This is a genomic window from Haloterrigena sp. KLK7 (genome assembly GCF_037914945.1).
Classification (GTDB): Archaea; Halobacteriota; Halobacteria; order Halobacteriales; family Natrialbaceae; genus Haloterrigena; species Haloterrigena salinisoli.
In genome coordinates this window covers 3,260,952-3,282,969 of sequence record NZ_CP149787.1, presented here as the reverse complement: position 1 = coordinate 3,282,969, position 22,018 = coordinate 3,260,952, and the positions used below count along the sequence as shown (strand labels likewise).

Here is a 22,018-nt window from a genome sequence, read left to right as displayed (position 1 = left end):
GGCCGAATCGACGGGACGTGGCCCCGGTAGCCGCCGCCCTCGATTTTATGGGGGCGCCGACGGACGTCTCGCGTATGGCACAGATCCGTCAGCAGGGTCCCGAGATGGACCTCGAGGAGCCGGTCCTCGTCGAGGGATTTCCGGGACTCGGACTCGTCGGGAAGATCGCGACCGACCACCTCGTCGAGGAACTCGACATGCGCTACTACGCCAGCGTCGACTGCGGAGGACTGCCCCGCGTCGGCGTCTACCGCGGCGGCGATCGGACGGCCCGGCCGCCGGTCCGAATCTACGCCAGCGAGGAGCACGACCTCCTCGCGCTGCGCAGCGACGCCCCGATCAAGGCCGACACCGTCGGCTCCGTCGCCGAGTGTCTCACCGAGTGGATCGTCGCGCAGGACGCGCTCCCGCTCTACCTCAGCGGGCTGCCCGCCGAGCGCGAGGACGAGCCCGACATCTACGGCGTCGCCACCGGCGACGCCGGCGAGCGGCTCGCGGACCACGACATCGACGTGCCGCCCGAGGACGGGGTCGTCACGGGACCGACGGGCGCGCTCATCAACCGGGCCGCACAGCGCGACTACGACAGCGTCGGACTCGTCGTCGAGTCGAGCCCGCAGTTCCCCGATCCCGAGTCCGCGAGCGTCCTCCTCGAGGACGGCGTCTGCCGGATCGCCGACGTCGAGGTCGAGGTCCAGGAGCTGCTCGACCGCGCGGCGGAGATCCGCGAGAAGCGAGAGCAGTTCGCCCAGCAGATGCAGCAGGTCGCACAGGAGGAGAGTTCGCAGGCTCAGCCGCTGCGGATGTATCAGTAGCGATCGCCGCTCGATCGCGACTCGTTTCTCGAACGCGCTCGGGAACGCGACGGCCGACCCGATCACGTTCGGGAGAAGGTCCTTCGACGCGGCGTCGCTTTCTCCGACCGTATGAGTTTAGGCCCACCTAAACGGCTAGCGGACGACGACACGGACGGCGGCGACGCCCGACGCGCTCGGCGGAGCGTCGGTCGGACCGGTATCGCGTTCGAACGCCACACCGACGGCTCTCGAGACCGATGACCGCCGAAATCGATCCGGAGCGACGACTCGGCGCGCTCGTCAGGGAGAACCCCGAGTTCGCGCCGGTGTTCGAGTCCGTCGGAATCGACTACTGCTGCGGCGGCGACGCCTCGCTCGCGCGGGCCTGTGCCGACGCCGACCTCGAGGTTGCGGCGGTCCGCGAGAAACTTCGGGCGGCCCGATCGGACAACGACGGCGAGACGAACGACTGGAACTCGATATCGTCGCTCGTCGACGACGTCGTCGAACGCCACCACGACTACCTCCGCGACGAGTTGCCGTCGCTCGAGCGGACGATCCGAAAGGTGGTCCGCGTCCACGGCGACGCCCGTCCGGAACTCCACGACGTTGAATCGGTGTTTCTCGATCTCGCCGACGAGGTCTCCCACCACATCTCCGACGAGGAGGAGACCGTCTTTCCGGAACTCGAACGGCTCGACGGGGAGGCGTCGCTGACGCCCGACGAGGAGGCGCGGATCCGCGAGGCGATCGACCACCTCGAGGACGAACACGACGCGGCCGCCGCCCACCTCGAGCGACTCCGTTCGCTGACCGACGGCTACGCGGTCCCGGAGGGCGCGTGTACCAGCTATCGCAACATGCTCGACCGGCTGCAGCTCCTCGAGGAGGACATGCACCTGCACATCCACAAGGAGAACAACGTCATGTTCCCCGAGGCCGAGGAGCGCCTCGAGGCCGCAGTCGCGGAGTAGTCGACCGAGGGTCGCGGATTCGATCACGTCTCCGTCCTTTCGGCGACGAGCGCGACCGCGTTCAGCCGCCGCTCATGTTTTCCGACGGCTCGTCGCATCGACCGAACCCGATCGCGGAGGTCGGGCCGCGCGAGGAGCGTCCCCGCGATTCGCAGCGCCCGGACCACGCCCTCGTTGCGAAGCACTCGCCGCGGCTCGAGGAGGCGCATCGGGGCGGTCGCTCGCCACCGGACGGTGAACCCTTCGGCCTCGAGCAGCGACACCCACTCCGATTCCGTCAGCGGGCGCGCGTGTACCTTCGCCGCTCGAGACAGGTCGTCCCGAACCGTCGCCTTCGTCTCCGCGTCCAGTCCGTCGGGGACGAGCCCCAGTTCGTGGACGCCGTAGACGCCGCCGGGCTCGAGGAGGCGGCTCGCTTCGCGGACGACCGCGGCCTTCCCCTCTCTCGGCTGCATCGTCAGCATCGCTTCGCCGTAGACGACGTCCGCGGTCCCGTCCTCGAGGTCGGTGTCGGCCGCGTTACCGACGACGATCTCGCAGTCGGGCCCGCCCAGCTCGTCCCGGAGCGCCCGCGCCGCCTCGCGGTCCAGTTCGATCCCGGTGTACGAGTTCGGTCCGGACGCCAGCGCGCGGCGGGCCGTCGCTCCGGCGCCGGGCGCGAATTCGACGACGTCGTCGGCCGACGAGACGGCCAGCGCCTCGAGGAGCCGCCGAGTCAGTTCCCGGCCGCCTGGACGGAGCACTCGCTTTCCCAGCGCCGCGAGAACCTCGTGGACCGGTCGGTCCGCGATCGGTCGCCCGGTCATCGCGGGCCGCCGTCTCGTTCGGATCGCGGTGTTTCGACGACCGGGATCGTCTCACCGGTCACGGACGGTACCCCCTCGAGCGTCGAACGGTGGGAGATCGATGGCATCGGTCGGTTCGAGTCCGTCGTCCGGACACGCGGTGATAGCCGGGGAACACAGACCAAGCTGCCCCCGAACAGTATCGGTCGCCCCCGTTCGACCACGGTCGTTTATGTGTAAGTATCGCTACGGGTAGGACATGGATATTACCGACGCGCGTGCGGAGTGCAACGCCGTCCTCGATGCCGTCAGCGAGAGCGTCATCGCGGATCGGGAGTTCCTCGAGACCGTCCTCCTCGGCGTCCTCGCGCGAGGTCACGTGCTCTTAGAGGACGTGCCCGGAACCGGGAAGACCCTGACCGCGAACGGTCTGGCGTCCGCGCTCGGGCTGTCGTTCTCCCGGATCCAGTTCACGCCGGACCTGCTGCCGGCCGACGTGACCGGTACTCACGTGTTCGACGAGTCGGACGGCTCCTTCGAGTTCAGTCCCGGACCGATCTTCGCGAACGTCGTGCTGGCCGACGAGATCAACCGCGCGCCGCCGAAGACCCAGGCCGCGCTGCTCGAGGCGATGGCGGAAGGACAGGTCACCGTCGACGGCGACACACATCAGTTGCCGCGGCCGTTTTTCGTGATCGCGACGCAGAACCCCGTCGAGCAGGCCGGAACCTTCCCGCTACCGGAGGCGCAGGTCGACCGCTTCCTGGTGAAACAGTCGATCGGCTATCCCGACGCGGACGGCGAACGGGAGCTGTTACACCGTCGGCTCGGGCGCACCGAACGGAGTCCGAGCGTCGACCCCGTGCTGGACGGCGACCGCGTCCGCGCGCTCCGGGAGGTCCCCGAGTCGGTCCGGGTCGACGACGATCTCGTGTCCTACGTCGCCGATATCGCCCGCGGGACGCGCACTCGAAGCCAGGTCGAGACCGGGGTCTCGCCGCGGGGCACCCAGCGCCTGCTCGAGGCGACGCGGGCCCGCGCCGTCGTCGCCGGACGGGACTACGTGACGCCCGACGACGTCAAACGCGTCGCCGGCCCCGTGTTGGCCCACCGACTCGTTCTCACGCCCGACGCCTCGGTCGACGGCGCCTCGAAGACGGCGATCGTCGACGAGGTGCTCGATTCGGTCCCCGTCCCGACGCTCGAGTAGCGCGTCCCTTCCGACGGATCTCGGGAGCCCGTGACCGACGTCGGTCACGCTCGCCGCGGAACCGATCACCGCTGCAACGCCGCCAGCAGGAGCACGGCCCCGAACAGCATGGCGATCACGGCCGCGACCGGCTGCCCGCTGGGACCGGCGACGAAGACCGCGTAGCTCCCGACGGCGGCGACCAGTCCGACGCCGACCGTGGCGCCGACGTGGGGGAGCTCTGCCCTCGCCGTCGCCGCCTCCCGTCCGAGCTGATTTCCGATCCCGATCGCGTGGTGGCCGGCGTCCCAGGCCAGCACGGTCGCGGTGACGCTCGCGAGCATCGGCACCGCCGGGACGCCCCGAACGCCGCCCGCGAGCAGCCCCGCGAGCGCGACGGCGGTGCCGATCGTGACGGCCCGACGGGAGCCCGTCCAGAGCCCGGCACCGACGACCGCCAGCGCTGCGGCGCCGCCGGCGAGCACGAGCGGGGAGTAGAGCGCGCTCGAGACCACCCCGAAGAGCAGCGCGACGAGCGAGAGCCCGCCGGTCAGGATCGCGGGCCGGTGATCGGGATCGACCGCGTCGACGTCGGCGCTCACGCCGACCACCGCCGTCGACTTCGCTCGAGCGTCGCCGCCAGCGACTCGTCCGCCGGCCAGTCGACGACCCTGATGCCCGCCCCTCTGAGCGTCGAGACGCGGACCGTTCGTTCGACCGCCGCGACCCGTTCGCCGGGCGTCTCCCGCCCCGTCGGATCGGGGCTGACGACCGTCACGAGGTGGCCGTCGGCCTCGAGCAACTGCGCGGTCCGCACGATGTCGTCGTCACAGAGCGGCGTGAACAGGACCACCTGCGAATCGGACGGCATCCGCGATCGGAACCGCTGTCGCTGGACGTACAGCATCGATTTCGACGACTCCGGCGGGGAGAGCCCGAACGCCGGATCGGTCGCGAGCAGTCGGCGGGCCCTCGCCCGATGGTCGGGTCCCGATCCCGGCGACAGCCACTGCTGGTGCGGGCCGAAGCCGGCGAGACCGACGTTGTTTCCGCCCGCGTCGAGCGCGTCGAAGACGGCGACGGCCGCCTCGATGCTGCGATCGACTGCATGGCGTCCCGTCTCGTCCGGTCGACGGTACGCGTCCGTGCGCGTGTCGACGGCGAGCATCACCGTCGCCGACCGCTCCTCGCGAAACGTTATCGTCGTCAGCTCCTGGCCGCGGGCGCGGCGGTTCCAGTCGATCTGCGAGAGCGGATCGCCGCGGCGGTACTCCCTGGTCGAGTGGAACTCGAGGCCCTCGCCGCCGACGTCGGTCTCGACGCGGCCGGTCAGCGGCAGCGTCAGCGACCGCAGCGGGACGTCGGTCTCCGTCTCGGCGGGCGGGCAGCGGAGTTCGGTGTCGGCGCGGATCCGCTGGACGCGCTCGACGGCACCGGTGAACCCTCGCGCGACGACGGACACCGGTTCGAACGCGTGGGCGCCCTGGCGGGCGGTCACCGCGTAGGAGAACGTCTCCGTCTCGCCCGGCCGGAGCGCGGTCCCGTGTCTCGGGGAGCCGTCGGTGACGACGAGCTCCGCCGGCACGCCGTCGACGAGGCGGAGGTCCGGAAGGAGTTCGTCCCCGTCGTTGCGGACGCGCACCGTCACGCGAACGGACTCGCCCGGCTCGAGGTCGCCGTCCTCGAGTTCGCGGTCGATCGAGAGCGTCGGGTTCGGCGGCCGACCGACCCGGGCGTAGGCCGCGTACGCGATGCCGACGACCGCCGCCAGCAACAGCGCCGGCGACGTGACGATGACGCCGGCGCCGCCGAACAGCGAGGCGACGGCGGCGACGCCGGCCCAGCGATTGGTTTCCCGGACGCTCGAGTCGACGACGACCGATTCCGCGGGGTGTGCGGTGTCTCCGTCGGTGTCGGGCTCGGTATCGACGTCGGCGCTGGACCCCTTCCCGCTGGACCCCGTCTCGGTATCGGTGTCGGCGTCCGTCCGACTATCGGTACCGGCGTCGAGACCAGGTTCGGAGGGTGACCCGGCGTCGAGACCGGCGGCCTCGCCACCGTCGGCGCGCTCGCTTCGACCGTCGGTCGATCGTTCCTCGTCGTTACGCCCCGTCATTCGTCGTCGCTCACCCCTGCTATTCGCGCGATTTCGTCCGCGGCACGTCTGGCACGGCGGGGGTAGTCGCGACGCACCGCCGCTCGAATCCGGACGCGCCACGGCGCCCAGTCGGGAACGGACTTCGTGAACTGCGCCGCCGCCAGCGGATCGTCCGTCCAGGTCCCGGTTTCGAGCGCCTCTCGGGCCTCGTCCTCGGTCAAGCCCTCCTCGAGCACCAGCGCGTCGACGGCCGCCCGCTCGAGCCGGTCGCGGAGTTGCCGTCCCTCTCGACCGTACTTCACGTTCCCTGATTCGATCCTCGCGTCGATCCCCTCGCCGGGGGTCGGCAGCTCCCGCGGCCGTTCCGGCGACGGCAGTTCGGCCTGCGTGACGTCGGCGTGTCGGCGGTCCCGTACCGTTCGAAGCCCCTGGAGGAGCGCGATCGCGCCGATCACGGACACGATCGTCTCGCTGAGGCTGAGGGGCGGCGTCAGGCCCGGGACCGCCACGAACGCCAGGCCGAGCAGGACCAGTCCGGCGCCGACTATCGCGTACTTGTTCATGGGTGTTCGGTCATCGTGTGGTTCCGTTCTCGCGGTCGCGGTCGTCGTCGGCGTAGACCGCTTCGATCCGCCGCAGTATCTCGACGGCGCGGCGCTCGCGGTCGTCCGTGACGGGGCGGTCGCCGTAGCGGACGTCCTCGAACATCGTCCGCAACTCGTCGACGTGGGACGGATCCAGCCCCGCGTCCCGCGCCGCGGCCGCGAACTCGCCGGGCGTGCTCGAGTCGGGTCGGTCGACCTCGAGCGGGTCCGTCATCTCGCGCCACGCCCGGTAGACGTCGTTCTCGAAGTCGTCGCCCGCCTCGATCCGGTCGGCGGCCTGTCCGGCCGCGCGGCCGAGTTCGCTCCGCTGAACGTCGTCGTCCGGCTCCGCGGCCGAGGCCGTCGATTCCCGACCCTCGTCGTCGCCGCCGTAGAACAGCGCCGCGAACGCGCCGACGACCGTCACCAGGAGAACGGTCAGCACGAGCAGCGAGGGCAGGGTCGGCCCGGAAACGGGACCGTCGCCGTCGCCGCCGCCGAGCGGACCGCTCGAGCCGTTCTCCGACGGAGGCGGCTGCACATCGGCCGGGGGAGTCGGCGGGTCGAGGGTCTGCGTCCCGCAGCCGCCGGTGAGGACGACGAAGACGAGCACGACCAGCGGGAGCAACGCGACCGAGAGCATGATCGTCACCTTGGTATCGTACGACCGCGTCGCCAGCGCGGCGATTCCGACCGCGCCCGAAACGAGCGCGAGGAAGCCGAGTTCCGAATCGAGGACCGCGATGCACAGCCCCTGGAAGTCGTACGCCGGGGCCTGCTCGGAGCCGGAATCGGCCGCTGGGGAGTCGCTCCGCTCGTTGACGCCGCTGCCGCCGTCACCGCCGAACCCGCCACCGCTCCCGCCGTTCTCGACCATCGATGGTAACGTCGCCGCGACGAGCACGACCGCGAGACAGCACAGGAGGGCGATCAGGGCGACGCGACCCGTATCTCTGTCCACGCTCTTTCTTTCGTGTAATACCTGAAATGTTTTACTCCCGTCGAGATCGGTGCGAATTCGCGTCGCGTTCCACCGATGACCTTCAGTACGGGCACGCCGGCGTCACTGCGGTCCCTGTCCTCGGTTCTCGTGTCGCCTTTCCGGTATGGACTACTGCAAACACAACTCCTTTTCGCGTTCTGTTCCTTGCTCCCCACATGGGAACGGAAGACGCCGAAACCGTCGCACCCGGAACGTGTCCGACCGCGAACGGCATGCCGATGCTCGGGTTCGGCACCTGGCAGCACGACGACCCCGACCAGTGCGTCGAGAGCGTCCGAGCGGCCCTCGAGGCGGGCTATCGCCACATCGACACCGCGCAGGCCTACGAGAACGAGGCGGCCGTCGGCGAGGGGATCGCGGCGGCCGACGTCGACCGCGACGAGATCTTCCTCGCGACCAAGGTCTGGCGCTCCAATCTCGCGCACGACGACGTCCTCGAGACGGCCCGCGAGAGCATCGATCGGCTCGGCGTCGACTATCTCGATATGCTGTACATCCACTGGCCGACCGGGACGTACGACGCCGAGGGGACGCTGTCGGCGTTCTCGGAGCTGTACGACGAGGGGCTGATCGAGAACGTCGGTATCAGCAACTTCCTCCCCGAGCAGGTCCAGGAGGCCGTCGATATCTGTGACGCGCCGATCCTGGCCAATCAGGTCGAACTCCACCCGCTGCTCCCCCAGCCCGACCTCCGGGAGGCCTGCGAGAACGCCGGCGTCGAGGTCGTCGCCTACTCGCCGATCGCTCGCGGCGAGGTGTTCACCCAGCCCGAGATTCAGGAGGTCGCCGAGAAACACGGCGTCAGTGAAGCTCAGGTCAGCCTCGCCTGGCTGCGCGAGAAGGGCGTCACCGCGATTCCGAAGGCGACCGGCGAGGACCACATCCGCGACAACTGGGAATCGCTGACTCTCGAGCTGGACCGCGAAGACATCAACAAAATTGACAGTATCGACGAGACGGACCGTCAGGTCGATCCCAGCTTCGCGCCCTGGAACTGATACCTCTCGAGCGGCCGACACCGGCGCTAGCCGCCGTCGAGGTGAAAGCGGCCGTCGATTGCAACCTGTTTCTCGAGCGGGAAATTCAGGAAAGCTTACGGTACACCGGCTTTATGGCTCGCGTATGTCTACCCGCTCACGACAACGTGGCGGTGGTGGGTTCGTCGGCGCCGTCAAGGCCGACGTACAGCGGTTACACGGTGCCTGGATGGAGCTCGTCTTTCCACGTCAGCGTGGCCGCGGCCACTCCGTCATGGGGAAGTGGAAGCCGGAAACGCTCCCCCAGAAGATCGGTTACAACGGTTGGAGTATTCTCGGGCTGTTCGGCTTACTGCTCCTCTACCCCTTGACTGTCATTGGACTCGCGACCCGCTACTACGCGGCGAAACTCGACTCGACGCGCACTCGTCTCGGCATCGTCGGCGTCACGGGCATCGCGCTGCTCGGTTGGGGTCTCCTGACGGTCGCCTGGGGCGCGATGTCGTACATGGAACAGGTCGACATCCCGATGAATTCGGTCCTCGCCGTCGCGGCCGCGAGCGCGGTCGCGACGGTGTCGACCGCGCTCGCCGCGACGTGTACCAAGGTCGGCGGTCGAGCGGTGACGGTCGTCTTCGCCTATCCGTTCGCGATGACCGCGCTGTTCCTCCCGCCCGTCGTCGCCGCCCTCGTGACGCCGTCGCTGCACCCGTACGTGCTCGATCCCAGCTACGAGTTCGCCGCCTGGGCGCTCGACAACGTCCTCACCGTCGGCGGCGTCAACGAGTACCTCCGCTCGAACTACCAGCTCGAGGGGGCCGCCTACGCGGCGATGTGGCTCGGCATCTCGATTCCGCTGGGCTGGTTCCTCGGGATCGTCGTCGCGCTGGCGAACCTCGTTCGACCGACCGAGTGACGTCGCGTTGAATCGGCCGAACACCTTCGTCCCTCTCGTTTTTCCACCGCCGCAAACGGGCTGCCGATTCCCGAGGTGATTAGGGACCCCTCTCCTAACCCTCGGACATGGAGTTCAACGAACGCACGACGGCCGTCGCGTTTCTCGCCGTGATCGCCATCGGCGTCGGCGGGCTGATCGCCGCCCCGATGATGACGACCGAGACCGTCCTGATGATGGTCGCCCCGTCGATGATCGTCTTCGGCGCGATCATGCTCGGCATCGGCGTCATGTACGGTCAGTACCGAGCGATCCACTGATCGAGCCGAGTTGAGCACCGACGCCGGGACGGCACCTCAGTTCTCGCCCGTTCGAGGACCGAGCGTCGTCGATCCGTCCGCCTCGAGCGCTCGCAACAGGAGCCAGCAGTTCGTCAGCGGGTGGTAGCCGGGCTCGACCGCGGGGCCGCGGTTCGGCCCCTCGCGCTCGTGATCGCGCGCGAGCCGCTCGTACCAGTTGCCGTAGCGCGGGTTGATCAGGTGCTCGTTCGCGTCGTTCCAGAGCCGGTCGTACCACTCGAGGTACTCCGTCCCGGGCTCCTCGCTGCCCTCGTCGAGCCGGCTCAACAGCCCGCTCGCGCCGATCGCCTCCGTATGGACCCAGCCGTACTTGTCGGGAACGATCGGTTCGCCGTCGGCCTCGACCGTGTAGTAGAGCCCGCCGTGCTCGTCGTCCCAGCCGAGGTCGACCGCGGCGTCGAACAGTTCGCGCGCCCGCTCGAGCAACCAGTCCTCGTCGCGGTACTCGGACAGCAGCGCTAGTAGCTTCGCCCACTCGGCGTGGTGGCCGGGCTGGTAGCCCGGCGGTCGGAACTGGTGGCGCGGCTCGTCCTCGTTGTACGCCAGGTCCGGCTCCCACGACTCGGTGTAGTGCTCCCACAGCAGGCCGTCCGTCGCCGCGGTGACCTCGCGGGTGAACCGATCGGCGACCGTGTACGCCCGCTCGAGGTATCGATCCGCGCCGGTGGCCTCGTAGGCCGCGAGCAGCGCCTCGCAGGCGTGCATGTTCGCGTTCTGGCCCCGGTACGACGAGAGGTCCCAGTCGGGCGAGGCTCGATCGGCGTAGAGTCCGTGCTCGGGCTCCCAGAACCGCTCCTCGAGGACCTCGAACGCCCGCTCGAGTTCCGACTCCGCGCCCGAAATCCCGGCCTGTAGCGCTCGAGCGCCGGCGAGGAGGACGAAGGCGTGGCCGTAGCAGTACCGCGTTCGATCGGTCGGCTCCCGTCCCTCGAGGAGCCAGTCGTACCCCTCGCGGTCGGCGTCCCAGTGGACGGTCGAGAGGAACCGGAGGCCGTGTTCGGCGGCGTGTTCACACCAGTGGGGGCCGTCCGCGAGAACGCCCAGACTGAAGTTGTGGACGGCCCGCGCCGTCGCGACGAGGTGTTTCGTCCAGGCGTCGTAGACGTGCCCGTCGCGCTCGTCGAGTTGGCAAACGTAGCCGCCGACAGTCGTATCGAGACAGTCCGGGTAGTAGAAGTTGAGGACGTCCCTGAACTGGTGGCGAAGTCCCGCTCGCGTTCGGTAGATAGTCACGGCTGTGCGGAGGCACCAGTCGCGCGCACAAATGAGTACGGGATCGGTACCGTCCGCCGCGGCCGAGGACGTCGATTCCGTCGCTCACCGACGGCGCCGCGGCTCGAGGCGCGTCGCGTATCGATGGAGTCGGTCGAAAAGAACGACTGCCGTCGGCCGAACGGAGCGGGTCGTCGGGCCGGCGTTACATGTAGCCGAGGTCGCGCAGGCGCTCCATCAGGTCCTCCTTGTCCTGGGCGCGGCCCGCGCGCTCGGTCGTTCCCTCGAGGTCCTGCAGCCAGGCGGGATCCTCGTCGCTCTTCTCCGTGCTGACCTCGCTGCCCAGCGAGCGGAAGCCGGCGAAGTACTTCGGCGAGATCGGGATGTCCTCCTGTTCGACGCCCTCGGGGAGGTCGTCGTCGGACTGGGGCACGTGGCCCTCCTCGGGGAAGTTCTCGACGGTGTCCGGCACGACGAAGTTCCAGAAGGCGTCCCAGACGGCGGCCTCGTCGAACTGCAGGATGGGCTGGATGCGGTCGTGGGGCGGGTAGATGTCCGGGTCGTGGCGCGGCGAGAAGAACGTCTCGTCGGCGCGGGCCTCCTGCTCGTCCCAGCGGACGCCGGAGATGACGCCGTCGATGTCGTGCTCCTCGAGCGCGTCGTTGAGCGCGACCGTCTTCAGCAGGTGGTTGCCGACGTAGGTGTCGAGCAGGAACGGGAACGTGTCCTCCTCGTACTCGAGGATGTTCTCGACGTGGTGCTGGTTGTGCTCGGAGAGCTCGTCGATCTCGATGTCGTCGCCCGGCTCGAGGTCGTGCTCGTCGACGTACTCGCCGACGTCCTCGTTGCGCGCGTAGATGACTTCGAGGTCCCACTCGTCGGCCCAGTGGTCGACGAAGTCGTGGATCTCGTCGAAGTGCTGGTAGTGGTCGATGAAGACCGCCGGCGGTACCTCGAGGTCGAAGCGGTCGGCGACCTCCTTGATGAAGTACAGCGTGAGCGTGGAGTCCTTGCCGCCGGTCCACATCACGGCCGGGTTCTCGTACTCCTCTAAGCCCTCGCGGGTGACCTCGATGGCCTTCTCGATCTTGTCCTGAATGTGGGGATAGTCCTCGGGGTCCTCGCCGTCGCCGTCCTCGTAGTCGACGTCGACGTAGTCGGGGAAGTTCTCGCTCATGCAGTGTAATTAGATATAATTAGGAGGGATAAACGCTTTGGGGGAGCGGAAACGTCTGTCGGAACCTGCGACGATCGGTCGCCGATGACGGTTTCGCGCTCCGACACGGATCGCGTTCGGCGAATCGAATCGTCGATCCGACAGATCGGCGCTGTACTGTTCGAATTCGGGCCACTCGACGCGAGCAACGACCGGCGTCTCGAGTCCGGTCTGCCGTGCGGTGTGATCACACGACGGCCGGGACGGCGGCGCGATTCCGTCACGGTCCGCCCGACGAGGTGGCGCAATAGTTGCCGCAACCGAATCCCGACGGTCGTGATGAAGCCGCCGCTTCGGGTCGGTTCGACGTTCCCTCGAGAGCGATCTCGAAGAATCGGTCCGTCGGTGATACGGGTTCGACCCCCGGTCGGGCGGACCGCGCGGCGGCGGCGCACGCGGCCGGTCCGGACGGCGAACTGGACGGCGTCGTCGCGGTTACTCGTCGTCTTCCTCGACGACCTCGGGATCGCTCATCGCGCTCTGGAGGCTGTCGAGGCCGTTGATCCACTCCGTGACGAGGCCGTACTCGAGGTCCTCGGCGACGGACATGTCGAGTTCCTCGCCGTCGATGATGAGCGTGCCCGCCTGCGCGGCGTAGCCCAGCGCGGCGTCTAAGTCCTCCTCGGCCTCGGCGTCGGCCGCGGCGCCGAGGTAGTCGCCGACGCTGCCGTCCTCCGCGGGGCCGCCCGCGATGTACTCCTCGGCGGCGAAGAAGACGCAGACGAGGCTCGTCTGGACGCCGTCGACGAGGATCAGTTTCTCCTCGTCCTCGATGTCGACCTCGCCGAGGACGATCTCGCGGACGTCGTTGATCTCCTCGAGCGCTTCCTCCTGATCGAGTTCCCCGTCGTCGTAGGCGGCGACGATCTTGGCGATCGCGATCGCCGTGTCGTCCTGCAGATTCAGCAGGAGTCGGGCCGAGTCTTCGTCCTCCGGATCGATGTCTTCGTCCTTGATGCGGCCGATCCAGTTCTGCCAGCGTTCCTCCGAGTAGAACTCGGTCGGGGGATTGCTCATACAGACACCTACACCGGCCGCTTGAAATGCCTTTCTCTACTCTACGCCGAGCTTACTGAACCGAAACGTCGGCTTTAGGTCCGCTCGAGGGTCGCTTCCGTGTCGATTCCGTAGACGCGTTCCGGGGTCTCAACGTGGGCGATGCGGACCGCCTCGTCGTGGCCGTTCTCGAGCAGCCAGCGGACCCGCCGGGGCACCGTCTTCGGCCCGAGGACGGCGCCGGGACGGTCCGGGTCGTCGATGTAGTCGGTCTCCATCAGGAACGGCTCGCCGCGCTCGGCGGCGGTCTCGAGGCGATCCTTCTCGCTCATCACGCTCGGGATCGGTCCCTCGAGGCGACCGCTCGCGTAGTGTTTGACTACCTTACGGGCGGGCAGCCCCGCCTCCTCGGCCCAGTCGGCCACCTCGGTCATGTCCTCGCTGGCCTCGGCGTGCAGCTGCACGGCGCAGTCGAGGTCGGCGCCGCGCTGGAAGGCCCGGCGCATGACCGCGTTCGAGGCCGCCCACACGTCGTCGTCGACGTCGTAGTGGGGCCGGCCGGATTTCAGCGCTAGCGCCTCGCCGGACTCGACGTACTCCGCGGCGACGTCGATTCCGGCCCGCATCAGGTCGCGGGCCTCCTCGGGCGCGAAGCCGCGGTCGTCGACCAGCCGCGTGATCAGCCCGGGATGGACGCCCAGCACGGGCCAGGCCCGTCCGTCGAGTTCGCTCGAGGCCTCGTCGACGATCTCGATGGTGCGCTCGAACACCGCGCGGAAGTCCTCGCCGGTCTCGGCCTCGACGCCGAGGTGCCAGGAGGGTTTGTTCACGACGAGGAGGTGGGTGCCGCCGAGGCGAGCGAAGTCGCGGACGGCGTCGATACCGCGGTGGTTGTCCGGATCGAGGTGGAGGTGGTTATCGAGGACCGGCGTCTCGTCGTCGATCATAGCCGATAGTGGACGGGCCGGGCGGGAAAACGCTCCGACTTCGGGCGCCGACTCGAGGCCGCCCGCCGCCGGCTGCGCCGCGCCGCTAGATCGCGCGCCGGTACTGACACTGCGGACAGTGGACCGTTCGCTGGCGGACGATCAGGAGCGACTTTCCGCACTTACACGGACCGCCGACGGAGACGTCGTTGGTCTCCCGAACGACTCCTCGCAACGTGTTCTCCAGCCGGCCGATCTGCCGTTCGGCGTCCTCGAGTCGCGCCTCGAGTTCGCGCAGTCGACGAGCAGGTAGGCGACGATCTCCCACTGGACTCGAACCGGTTCTGTGATCCATACCTGATGGACGACTCGGGACCGATTAAGCGTATTGGGGGTGACTAGCAAGCGGGTCGGCGACTACGCGCCCGGCTCCGTGGCCGGGAGCGTCACCGCGAACGTCGCTCCCTCGCCGCGTTCGGAGTCGACGTCGATCTCCCCGCCGTGGTCGGTGGCGATCTTCCGACAGAGCGCGAGACCGATTCCGGTGCCGGGAAACTCCCCGATCGCGTGGAGCCGGTTGAAGACGTCGAAGATCTGGTCGTGATACTCGGGATCGATCCCGATGCCGTCGTCGGCCACGGAGAGTCGCCACTCGGACCCGCGCTCGGTCGCGTCGATCTCGATGTGCGGCGGCTCGTCGCCGCGATACTTGATCGCGTTTCCGATCAGGTTCGAAAAGAGCTGCTCGAGCTGGGTCCGATCGCCCCTGACCGTCGGGAGCGAGCCCACCTCGACCGTCGCCCCGCTCTCCTCGATCTGTACCTGGTGGTCGGTGACGACGGTCTCGACGACGGCCTCGCAGTCGACCGGCTCGAGGGCCGTCTCGCCGGTGTCGATCCGGGAGAACGCGAGCAGGCCGTCGATCATCTCGCGCATGCGATCGGCGCCGCCGACCGCGAAGTCGACGTACTCCCGCGCGTCCGCGTCGAGGTCGTCACGGTAGTTGCGCTCGAGGAGTTGGAGATAGCTCGAGACCATCCGCAGCGGTTCTTGCAGGTCGTGGGAGGCGATGTAGGCGAACCGCTGGAGCTGGTCGTTCGACTCCTCGAGGGCCTCGATCGTCTCGTCGCGCTCGACTTTCGCCGTCGTTCGCTCGTGGAGGGTGCCCAGCATCCGATCGACCTCGCGGTCCGGACGGTCGGGGCCGAAGAACTCCGACGGCGGGGTGTAGTAGAAGTTGTGGCAGACCGCGCCGTCGTAGACGAGGTGGGGATGGGTCCGAACGATGTCACAGAGGATCTCCGCCGGAATGACGGTTCGATCGTACTGACAGAGCGCGATGCAGTCCTCGCCGTAGAAGAGGTCGTTGACCCGGCTCTCGTACTCCATGAACTGCTCGAGGCTCGTCCCCTCGTCTAAGATCCAGGTCGTCTCGGCGCTGATGCGCAGGCCCTCGTAGTCGGCCGTCGCCTCCGCGATGGCCTCGGCGTAGCAGTCGAGCATGTCGTCGGGATCGAACGTTCCCGTCCTGAGATAGGTGTCCTGCACCGTGTGGAACGTGAGCGCACCCGACTCGAGGGCCGCGTCGACGTCGATCCCGCCCCGTTCCATCGCCGCGGCCATCTCGTCCCTCGTGCGTTCGTTGACGACGTACATACAGCGCTCGCCGCGCTCGAGTCCCTGGCGCATGAACGGGACGACGGCCGCGAATTGTTCCTCCTGGTCCTCGTAGATCACCGCGAGGTGCTCGTTGGGGTCGTGATCGCCGAGGGACTCGACCGGACCGCGAAACTCCGGGCTCGAGCGCAGGGCGTCGAGTCCGCTCTCCAGTCCGAGCGGTGCGTTCTGATCACCGCTCTGGACGTCGACTGCGGTCTGTTGGTCGTGGCCGGAGGAACACATGCTGTCCTCTTAAAATCGGGTCGAGTATGAACCCTTCGCGGAACGTATCAGCCGCTGAGCCGGTCGTCTATCGCCTCAGTCGCCGAGCGTGATCGCCTCGTCGGCCGCGTTCCGCAGGGCGTCCGAGCGCCCGTACGTGCCCGGCGCGATGGCGACCGTCTCGACGCCGACGGTGCCCGCGTACTCGAGGACGGGCTTGAAGTCGGTATCGCGGGAGGCGATCGCCAGCCGGTCGACCGTGCCGTCGCTACAGAGGGCGGTCGCGTCGACGGCGAGCTTGACGTCGACGTCGCCGCTGGTGACGATCACTTCGAAGCCGCGGGCCTCGGCGGCCTGAATGAGCCCCGGCGTCGCGTGTTCGTCGAGGTAGAGGCGGATGACGCCGACGCGACCGAGGTCTCGAGCGGCGTCCCGGAGATCGTTCAGGTCGACGTCGAACTCGTCGCGGAAGACGTTCGGCCCGTCGACCAGCAGCCCCACCGTCGGCTCGGTCTCCGGTGGCAGGCCTGCGCGGCGGGCGAGACGGGCGCGAACGCGGTCGAACATATACGGGGCGTTTCAGCGGGCCCGAGATAGATGTGACGGATCGACTCGAGGGCGGAACCGAGGGAAGTGGCGGGAAAACGCGTCGGTCGATTGATCCAACGTCGACCGAGTTGTTCCGGGATCTCGACCTGGCTCTAAGTGGCCACCTTCACAGGTTCATCACTTAATTGGATACCGCATTTATGTCTGATACACTCAGCCGGATACGATACTGAATAAATCCTCGCTCGTTCGAGAAGCGTTTACTACGGTCCGTTAGTTGTGCTTTCCGTCCGATGAAACGGATTGGTCCCCGTGACGACGACGAGAGCGGTATCGCCTGCGATCGACGAACGTTCCTGGCCGGCGGCTCGCTCGCACTGGGCGGGCTGCTGGGCTCGAATGGCCTCCGCGCGCTGTCGGATCGCGGCCCGTGGTCGGAGACCGACGAGTTCGTCGTCGGCCTCTCGTCGACGGTGTCGGACGTCGCAGCGGCGGCGCACACCGCGGTTCCCGACGCCGTCGACGTTCGCCACTCGAACGAGACGATCGGGTACGCGACCGTGTCGCTCCCGTCAGTGTCGGAGCGGGCCCGGGACGGGTTCCTCGAGGCGATCGCGGCGTCGGACGTCGTCGCGTACGTCGAACCGAACGCGTCCCTCCACGCCTCGGTCGTTCCGAACGATCGCGAGTACGGCCAACAGAGTGCGCCCCAGCAGGTCGGCTGCGAGGCCGCCTGGGAGACGACCGTCGGGAGCGAGGACGTGTCCATCGCCGTCGTCGATCAGGGCGTCCAGTACGATCACCCCGACCTCGAGGGCGCGGCGGGCGAGACGAGCGCGAACTTCCTCGGGAGCGGCGCCGACCCCTATCCGGCCAGCGCCGACGAGCACCACGGCACCCACGTCGCCGGCATCGCCGCCGGCGCGACGGACAACGGGGTCGGCACGGCGGGAATCAGTAACTGTTCGCTGCTGGCCGCCCGCGCCCTCGGCGCGAACGGCGAGGGGTCGCTCTCGGACGTCGCCGACGGGATCCAGTGGGCCGCCGACGCCGGCGCCGACGTCATCAACGTCTCGTTCGGCGCCTCGAACGACTACCGGACGCTGGCGGCGGCCTGCGAGTACGCCCTCGAGCAGGGAGCGCTCCTGATCGCCGCCGCCGGCAACGCGGGCGCCGATAGCGTCGACTACCCCGCCGCGTACGAGGACGTCCTCGCCGTCTCGGCCCTCGAGGGCGAGTCGCTGGCCGACTTCTCCAACACGGGGTCGGAGATCGACCTCGCCGCGCCGGGAACGGATATCCTCTCGGCGGTCCCGTGGGACGGCTACGACCGGATCTCGGGGACGTCGATGGCGGCCCCCGTCGTCGCCGGCGTCGCCGGCCTCGCGCTCTCGACCTATCCCGATCTCTCGCCGGCGGATCTGCGCGATCACCTCCGGGAGACGGCCACCGATCTCGGCCTCGAGGCGACCGCACAGGGTGCCGGCCGCGTCGACGCCGCGGCGGCCGTCGAGACGATGCCGTCCGCCGGCCGTGCGGCCGAGGCGGGCGTGACCGGTGAGACCAGCGCAGACGACGTGGCCAGTGAGACCGCCACTGGCGACGCGACCGGTGGGACCGACGATACCCCGTCTCGCGCGACCGTCGCTGACGTGTCCGGTGAGTGAGGGAGCGAACTCGACCGCGTCGCCGCTCCTCGTCTCGTTCACGCGGAACCCGTTGCCGCCCGCCGCCAACGGTCGATCAGTTGTTCGCTGCCGAACGGGGGCCCCTAATCGGCTGCCTGTACATGTTATCCCCTTATTAGTCGACGATATTTTCTTCTGACACCCTTCCCCGAATGAGATTTCGAATAAATATTCCACAGTTCGATAAGAGTTTACTACTTTCAGGAACTGATGATTGTCACTTCATGCCACAGAACGGTCGCCCAGACGAGAACGCGGACGACGGCTACGACAGACGGACGGTCCTGACCGGTGCCGGCACGCTCGCCGCGGGCGGGTTGCTCGGCTCGAGCGGGGTGGCCAGCGCGACCTCGGAACGCGAACCGGGGCCAAAGAAGGACGAACTCGTCGTCGGTATCTCGGCGTCGGCACCGGACGTCGCCCGCGAGGCGCGTGCGGCCGTGCCCGGCGCCGCCGACGTCGTCCACGCGAACGAGACGATCAGGTACGCGACCGTCTCCTTCCCCTCCGAGGCGCCGGCCCGCGCCCGCGAGCAGTTCATCGAGGCGATCGAGCGGGCCGAGCACGTCGAGTACGCCGAACCGAACGCGACCGTCCGGTCGTTCGGCGAGCCCGACGACACCTACTACGGCTACCAGAGCGCCCCCCAGCAGGTCAACTGCGAGACGGCCTGGGAGACCACGCTCGGGAGCGAGGACGTTCGCATCGCAACTATCGATCAGGGCGTTCAGTACGACCATCCCGACCTCGAGTCCGCCGTCGGCGACCGAGTGGGCGAAGACGTCGCCGAACGCGGCAGCGATCCGTACCCGTCCAGCGGCGACGAACAGCACGGGACGCACGTCGCCGGCATCGCCGTCGCCGCGACCGACAACGGCCGCGGCACGGCCGGGATCAGCGACTGTTCGCTGCTGGCCGTCCGCGCTCTCGACGCGAACGGGCAGGGATCGCTCTCGGACATCGCCGACGGCATTCAGTGGGCCGTCGACGCCGGCGCCGACGTGATCAACCTCTCGCTGGGCGCCTCGAACGACTACCGAACGCTGGCCGCGGCCTGCGAGTACGCCCTCGAGCGGGGAGTCCTGATCGTCGGGGCCGCCGGTAACGCGGGCGACGACGGCGTCGCCTACCCCGCCGCGTACGAGGACGTCCTCGCCGTCTCGGCCCTCGAGGGCGAGTCGCTGGCGTCGTTTTCCAACGCGGGGCCGGAGATCGACCTCGCCGCGCCGGGCGCGGGCCTCGTCGCTCCCGTCCCCTGGGACGACTACGGCCGGATGTCGGGGACGTCGATGGCGACGCCCGTCGTCGCCGGCGTCGCGGGCCTCGCGCTCTCGGCCCATCCAGATCTCTCGCCGCTGGAACTCCGCGATCACCTCCTGGCGACGGCGACCGACCTCGGCCTCGAGGCGACCGCACAGGGTGCGGGCCGGGTCGACGCGGCTGCAGCCGTCGAGGCGGATTCGAACGCGAACGAGAACGCCGACGGAACCGACGAGGACGACGCCGGTCAGTGCGGCGACGAGACCGTCGTCGCGAGCGCCGACGGCTCCCTCTCCGGCGGCTGGTGGGGCGAGAGCGATCGGTACGTGTACGCGCCCCGCACGAGCGATCCGTGTTCGGCGACGGTTTCGCTCGAGGGGCCCGCCGGCGCCGATTTCGACCTCTACGTGAACGTCGACGGCGAGTCGCCGACGCGGTGGAACCACGACGAGTCGTCCGCGGGCGACGGCGCCGGCGAGGCGATCGACCTCGAACTCTCGGGCGACGAGGATCTGCGCATCCAGATCCACGCGAACGCCGGCAGCGGTTCGTACGCGATGCGGATCGAGGAACGCGGTCGGTAGGTAGCCGAGCGGTTCGGACTCGAGACGACCGGGCGCCTCGCGGCGGGGCGCCCGTCGAACGGACCCGGTGCGAGGGCCGATCGCTCGAACTCCCCTCGTGACGGCGCTCAGGCGTAGTGTTCTTCCAGATACTCGACGATATCGTCGCTCTCGTAGAGCGCCTCCTCCCGCTCCGTATCGACGAGGTACGGGATCTGATCCTCACCACCTAACTCGGTCAGCTCTCGATGGGTTCGTTCGTTGAGCACGTCGCCGCCTTCGTCGCCCGGCAACCGGGGATTGTGCACCACGTACGAGACGCCGAGCTCGGTCAGCTTCTCTCGAACGTTCGCACAGTAGGGACAGCCCTCCGCTTGGTACAATTCGAGCATTGCGGTGTGTGAATCGGGACCGATCGTCGTTAAAATTTGCCCGGAGGGGTCGCTTTCGAGAGGGAAACGTCCCTCCCGAACGGATGCGTAGCGTGGCCGCTCCCGCTCCGAGCGACGAAAAGACATTACTACTCCGCCGGCGAATCACTCGAGCATGCCGCTTCAGACGCCGCCGTTGCGTGGGCTCCACGACGAGCGTGGCGCGAAGTTCACGGAGTTTGGCGGCTGGGACATGCCGGTCGAGTTCGATTCGATCCGGTCGGAACACGCGGCCGTCCGCGAGGCCGTCGGGATCTTCGACGTCTCCCACATGGGACAGATCCACGTCACCGGACCGGACGCGACCGAACTGATGCAACGGCTCACGACCAACGACGTCACCCGACTCCACGTCGGCGACTCGCAGTACGCCACGATCACCGACGAGGACGGCGTCATCATCGACGACACCGTCGTCTACCGGCTGCCCAACGAGACCGACGACGGGGCTCGAGCGGACGAGGACGGCGAGCCGACCTACCTCTTCGTCCCCAACGCCGGCACCGACGAGTCGACCCACGAGCGCTGGATCACCTACCGCAACGAGTGGGACCTCGAGGCGACCGTCGACAACCGGACCGACGAGTACGCCATGTTCGCCGTTCAGGGGCCCGACGCCGCCGACCTGGTCGACGACGTGACCGCGGAGTCGATCACGAAACTGGATCGGTTCGAGGCCCAGTACGCGACGGTCGACGGCGTCGACTGCTGGATCGCCCGGACGGGGTACACCGGCGAGGACGGCTTCGAACTGATCGTCCCGTGGTCGGAGGCCGAGCACGTCTGGTCGCTGTTCGACTGCCAGCCCTGCGGGCTGGGCGCCCGGGACACGCTCCGGATCGAGGCCGGCCTCCTGCTGGCCGGGCAGGACTTCGACCGCGAGTCCGATCCGCGGACGCCCTACGAGGCCGGCATCGGCTTCACGGTCGCCCTCGAGACCGAGTTCGTCGGTCGGGACGCCCTCGCCGAGATCGAGCGGGAGGGCGTCGAGGAGGAACTGGTCGGCTTCCAGCTGATCGACCGCGGCGTCCCGCGACACGGCTACGACATCACGAACACCGACAGCCGCGTGATCGGCACCGTCACCAGCGGCACGATGAGTCCCTCGCTCGAGCAACCCATCGGACTGGGCTACGTGCCCGTCGAGTACGCGGAACCGGGGACGACCCTGCAGGTCGTCGTCCGCGGCCAGTCCAAAAAGGCAAGAGTTGAAACGACACCGTTCATCGACACCGTATAACCATGAGCTTCGACGTTCCCGACGACAGACGCTATTTAGAATCGCACGAGTGGGCACTCGAGGACGACGGCACCGTCCGCGTCGGTATCACCGACTTCGCACAGGACGAACTCGGCGACGTCGTCTTCGTCGAACTCCCCGACGAGGGTGACGCCCTCACGCAGGAAGAAGAGTTCGGCGTCGTCGAGTCCATCAAGGCCGTCTCCGACCTCTACGCGCCGGTCAGCGGCGAGGTCACGGCCGTCAACGAGGACCTGTTCGACGCGCCGGAACTGGTCAACGACGACCCCTTCGGCGACGGCTGGATGCTCGAGATCGACGCCGACGACGCGAGCGAACTCGACGAACTGCTCTCCGCCGACGAGTACGAGGATCAGATCGCCTGAGAAGCGCCG

At 68.4% G+C, this 22,018-nt stretch carries 23 protein-coding genes; 10 read left to right on the top strand and 13 right to left on the bottom strand.

Annotated features, from left to right (window positions below; genetic code table 11):
* The first annotated feature begins 74 nt into the window (after positions 1-74).
* Both WD430_RS16260 and ric read left to right on the top strand, forming a co-directional pair.
* On the top strand, positions 75-815 hold the full coding sequence (locus tag WD430_RS16260; protein WP_339103469.1) for a PAC2 family protein: 741 nt from the start codon (positions 75-77) through the stop codon (positions 813-815).
* Positions 816-1,054: 239 nt separating this feature from the next.
* A complete protein-coding gene (gene ric / locus WD430_RS16255) occupies positions 1,055-1,771 on the top strand; it encodes an iron-sulfur cluster repair di-iron protein (RefSeq protein ID WP_339103468.1) in 717 nt (238 codons plus the stop codon).
* A gap of 23 nt (positions 1,772-1,794) precedes the next feature.
* Here the strand turns inward: ric and WD430_RS16250 are convergent, their stop codons facing one another.
* Positions 1,795-2,577, bottom strand: a complete 783-nt coding sequence (locus WD430_RS16250) for a class I SAM-dependent methyltransferase (RefSeq protein ID WP_339103467.1) — start codon at positions 2,575-2,577, stop codon at positions 1,795-1,797.
* A gap of 238 nt (positions 2,578-2,815) precedes the next feature.
* Here WD430_RS16250 and WD430_RS16245 point away from each other — a divergent pair, with 238 nt between their 5' ends.
* A complete protein-coding gene (locus tag WD430_RS16245) occupies positions 2,816-3,766 on the top strand; it encodes a MoxR family ATPase (protein WP_339103466.1) in 951 nt (316 codons plus the stop codon).
* Positions 3,767-3,831: 65 nt separating this feature from the next.
* Here the strand turns inward: WD430_RS16245 and WD430_RS16240 are convergent, their stop codons facing one another.
* Genes WD430_RS16240 through WD430_RS16225 form a run of 4 tightly spaced genes read right to left on the bottom strand, consistent with a single transcriptional unit; the run spans position 3,832 to position 7,388 of the window.
* A complete protein-coding gene (locus WD430_RS16240; protein WP_339103465.1) occupies positions 3,832-4,347 on the bottom strand; it encodes a hypothetical protein in 516 nt (171 codons plus the stop codon).
* Positions 4,344-5,861 (bottom strand): DUF58 domain-containing protein, encoded by a 1,518-nt coding sequence (locus WD430_RS16235; protein ID WP_339103464.1) that lies wholly within the window; start codon positions 5,859-5,861, stop codon positions 4,344-4,346. The genes WD430_RS16240 and WD430_RS16235 overlap by 4 nt, the downstream gene beginning before the upstream one ends.
* Positions 5,858-6,406 (bottom strand): hypothetical protein, encoded by a 549-nt coding sequence (locus WD430_RS16230; protein ID WP_339103463.1) that lies wholly within the window; start codon positions 6,404-6,406, stop codon positions 5,858-5,860. The genes WD430_RS16235 and WD430_RS16230 overlap by 4 nt, the downstream gene beginning before the upstream one ends.
* Positions 6,407-6,416: 10 nt before the next feature.
* On the bottom strand, positions 6,417-7,388 hold the full coding sequence (locus tag WD430_RS16225) for a DUF4129 domain-containing protein (protein WP_339103462.1): 972 nt from the start codon (positions 7,386-7,388) through the stop codon (positions 6,417-6,419).
* 197 nt (positions 7,389-7,585) lie between these two features.
* On the opposite strand from WD430_RS16225, the gene WD430_RS16220 reads away from it, so the two are divergent.
* From WD430_RS16220 to WD430_RS16210, 3 genes are all read left to right on the top strand, one after another.
* Positions 7,586-8,428, top strand: a complete 843-nt coding sequence (locus tag WD430_RS16220; RefSeq protein WP_339103461.1) for an aldo/keto reductase — start codon at positions 7,586-7,588, stop codon at positions 8,426-8,428.
* Between the two features lie 124 nt (positions 8,429-8,552).
* The gene (locus WD430_RS16215; RefSeq protein ID WP_339103460.1) at positions 8,553-9,323 is read left to right on the top strand and encodes a hypothetical protein; all 771 of its coding nucleotides are present in this window, start codon (positions 8,553-8,555) and stop codon (positions 9,321-9,323) included.
* A 107-nt stretch (positions 9,324-9,430) separates the two neighbouring features.
* On the top strand, positions 9,431-9,622 hold the full coding sequence (locus tag WD430_RS16210) for a hypothetical protein (protein WP_339103459.1): 192 nt from the start codon (positions 9,431-9,433) through the stop codon (positions 9,620-9,622).
* 36 nt (positions 9,623-9,658) lie between these two features.
* On the opposite strand, the gene WD430_RS16205 is transcribed toward WD430_RS16210, so the two are convergent.
* From WD430_RS16205 to WD430_RS16175, 7 genes are all read right to left on the bottom strand, one after another.
* On the bottom strand, positions 9,659-10,894 hold the full coding sequence (locus WD430_RS16205; protein ID WP_339103458.1) for an AGE family epimerase/isomerase: 1,236 nt from the start codon (positions 10,892-10,894) through the stop codon (positions 9,659-9,661).
* Between the two features lie 184 nt (positions 10,895-11,078).
* On the bottom strand, positions 11,079-12,050 hold the full coding sequence (locus tag WD430_RS16200) for a phosphoadenosine phosphosulfate reductase family protein (protein WP_339103457.1): 972 nt from the start codon (positions 12,048-12,050) through the stop codon (positions 11,079-11,081).
* A gap of 474 nt (positions 12,051-12,524) precedes the next feature.
* Positions 12,525-13,106: a DUF2150 family protein gene (locus tag WD430_RS16195; protein ID WP_339103456.1), complete on the bottom strand. Its 582-nt coding sequence runs from the start codon at positions 13,104-13,106 to the stop codon at positions 12,525-12,527.
* Between the two features lie 74 nt (positions 13,107-13,180).
* On the bottom strand, positions 13,181-14,032 hold the full coding sequence (locus WD430_RS16190; RefSeq protein ID WP_339103455.1) for a TatD family hydrolase: 852 nt from the start codon (positions 14,030-14,032) through the stop codon (positions 13,181-13,183).
* A gap of 85 nt (positions 14,033-14,117) precedes the next feature.
* Positions 14,118-14,339 (bottom strand): hypothetical protein, encoded by a 222-nt coding sequence (locus tag WD430_RS16185; RefSeq protein WP_339103454.1) that lies wholly within the window; start codon positions 14,337-14,339, stop codon positions 14,118-14,120.
* Between the two features lie 89 nt (positions 14,340-14,428).
* Positions 14,429-15,913 (bottom strand): MEDS domain-containing protein, encoded by a 1,485-nt coding sequence (locus tag WD430_RS16180; RefSeq protein WP_339103453.1) that lies wholly within the window; start codon positions 15,911-15,913, stop codon positions 14,429-14,431.
* 75 nt (positions 15,914-15,988) lie between these two features.
* On the bottom strand, positions 15,989-16,459 hold the full coding sequence (locus WD430_RS16175) for an NYN domain-containing protein (protein ID WP_339103452.1): 471 nt from the start codon (positions 16,457-16,459) through the stop codon (positions 15,989-15,991).
* 275 nt (positions 16,460-16,734) lie between these two features.
* On the opposite strand from WD430_RS16175, the gene WD430_RS16170 reads away from it, so the two are divergent.
* Both WD430_RS16170 and WD430_RS16165 read left to right on the top strand, forming a co-directional pair.
* On the top strand, positions 16,735-18,108 hold the full coding sequence (locus WD430_RS16170; RefSeq protein ID WP_339103451.1) for a S8 family serine peptidase: 1,374 nt from the start codon (positions 16,735-16,737) through the stop codon (positions 18,106-18,108).
* Between the two features lie 245 nt (positions 18,109-18,353).
* Positions 18,354-19,973, top strand: coding sequence for a S8 family serine peptidase (locus WD430_RS16165; RefSeq protein WP_339103450.1), 1,620 nt, complete (start codon positions 18,354-18,356; stop codon positions 19,971-19,973).
* Between the two features lie 107 nt (positions 19,974-20,080).
* Here the strand turns inward: WD430_RS16165 and WD430_RS16160 are convergent, their stop codons facing one another.
* Positions 20,081-20,344 carry a glutathione S-transferase N-terminal domain-containing protein gene (locus tag WD430_RS16160; RefSeq protein WP_339103449.1) on the bottom strand — a complete coding sequence of 88 codons (264 nt, stop codon included), beginning with the start codon at positions 20,342-20,344 and terminating at the stop codon, positions 20,081-20,083.
* Positions 20,345-20,498: 154 nt separating this feature from the next.
* Here WD430_RS16160 and gcvT point away from each other — a divergent pair, with 154 nt between their 5' ends.
* Positions 20,499-21,623 carry a glycine cleavage system aminomethyltransferase GcvT gene (gene gcvT / locus WD430_RS16155; RefSeq protein ID WP_339103448.1) on the top strand — a complete coding sequence of 375 codons (1,125 nt, stop codon included), beginning with the start codon at positions 20,499-20,501 and terminating at the stop codon, positions 21,621-21,623.
* Positions 21,624-21,625: 2 nt separating this feature from the next.
* Positions 21,626-22,009 carry a glycine cleavage system protein GcvH gene (gene gcvH / locus WD430_RS16150; protein WP_339103447.1) on the top strand — a complete coding sequence of 128 codons (384 nt, stop codon included), beginning with the start codon at positions 21,626-21,628 and terminating at the stop codon, positions 22,007-22,009.
* Positions 22,010-22,018 lie beyond the last annotated feature (9 nt).

What these genes read in the sequence shown, in the direction of transcription:
- WD430_RS16260 (WP_339103469.1), top strand. Translation starts at nt 75, where the DNA reads ATGGCACAGATCCGTCAGCAGGGTCCCGAGATGGACCTCGAGGAGCCG.
- ric (WP_339103468.1), top strand. Translation starts at nt 1,055, where the DNA reads ATGACCGCCGAAATCGATCCGGAGCGACGACTCGGCGCGCTCGTCAGG.
- WD430_RS16250 (WP_339103467.1), bottom strand. Translation starts at nt 2,577, where the DNA reads ATGACCGGGCGACCGATCGCGGACCGACCGGTCCACGAGGTTCTCGCG.
- WD430_RS16245 (WP_339103466.1), top strand. Translation starts at nt 2,816, where the DNA reads ATGGATATTACCGACGCGCGTGCGGAGTGCAACGCCGTCCTCGATGCC.
- WD430_RS16235 (WP_339103464.1), bottom strand. Translation starts at nt 5,861, where the DNA reads ATGACGGGGCGTAACGACGAGGAACGATCGACCGACGGTCGAAGCGAG.
- WD430_RS16230 (WP_339103463.1), bottom strand. Translation starts at nt 6,406, where the DNA reads ATGAACAAGTACGCGATAGTCGGCGCCGGACTGGTCCTGCTCGGCCTG.
- WD430_RS16220 (WP_339103461.1), top strand. Translation starts at nt 7,586, where the DNA reads ATGGGAACGGAAGACGCCGAAACCGTCGCACCCGGAACGTGTCCGACC.
- WD430_RS16215 (WP_339103460.1), top strand. Translation starts at nt 8,553, where the DNA reads ATGTCTACCCGCTCACGACAACGTGGCGGTGGTGGGTTCGTCGGCGCC.
- WD430_RS16210 (WP_339103459.1), top strand. Translation starts at nt 9,431, where the DNA reads ATGGAGTTCAACGAACGCACGACGGCCGTCGCGTTTCTCGCCGTGATC.
- WD430_RS16200 (WP_339103457.1), bottom strand. Translation starts at nt 12,050, where the DNA reads ATGAGCGAGAACTTCCCCGACTACGTCGACGTCGACTACGAGGACGGC.
- WD430_RS16195 (WP_339103456.1), bottom strand. Translation starts at nt 13,106, where the DNA reads ATGAGCAATCCCCCGACCGAGTTCTACTCGGAGGAACGCTGGCAGAAC.
- WD430_RS16190 (WP_339103455.1), bottom strand. Translation starts at nt 14,032, where the DNA reads ATGATCGACGACGAGACGCCGGTCCTCGATAACCACCTCCACCTCGAT.
- WD430_RS16180 (WP_339103453.1), bottom strand. Translation starts at nt 15,913, where the DNA reads ATGTGTTCCTCCGGCCACGACCAACAGACCGCAGTCGACGTCCAGAGC.
- WD430_RS16175 (WP_339103452.1), bottom strand. Translation starts at nt 16,459, where the DNA reads ATGTTCGACCGCGTTCGCGCCCGTCTCGCCCGCCGCGCAGGCCTGCCA.
- WD430_RS16170 (WP_339103451.1), top strand. Translation starts at nt 16,735, where the DNA reads ATGAAACGGATTGGTCCCCGTGACGACGACGAGAGCGGTATCGCCTGC.
- WD430_RS16165 (WP_339103450.1), top strand. Translation starts at nt 18,354, where the DNA reads ATGCCACAGAACGGTCGCCCAGACGAGAACGCGGACGACGGCTACGAC.
- WD430_RS16160 (WP_339103449.1), bottom strand. Translation starts at nt 20,344, where the DNA reads ATGCTCGAATTGTACCAAGCGGAGGGCTGTCCCTACTGTGCGAACGTT.
- gcvT (WP_339103448.1), top strand. Translation starts at nt 20,499, where the DNA reads ATGCCGCTTCAGACGCCGCCGTTGCGTGGGCTCCACGACGAGCGTGGC.
- gcvH (WP_339103447.1), top strand. Translation starts at nt 21,626, where the DNA reads ATGAGCTTCGACGTTCCCGACGACAGACGCTATTTAGAATCGCACGAG.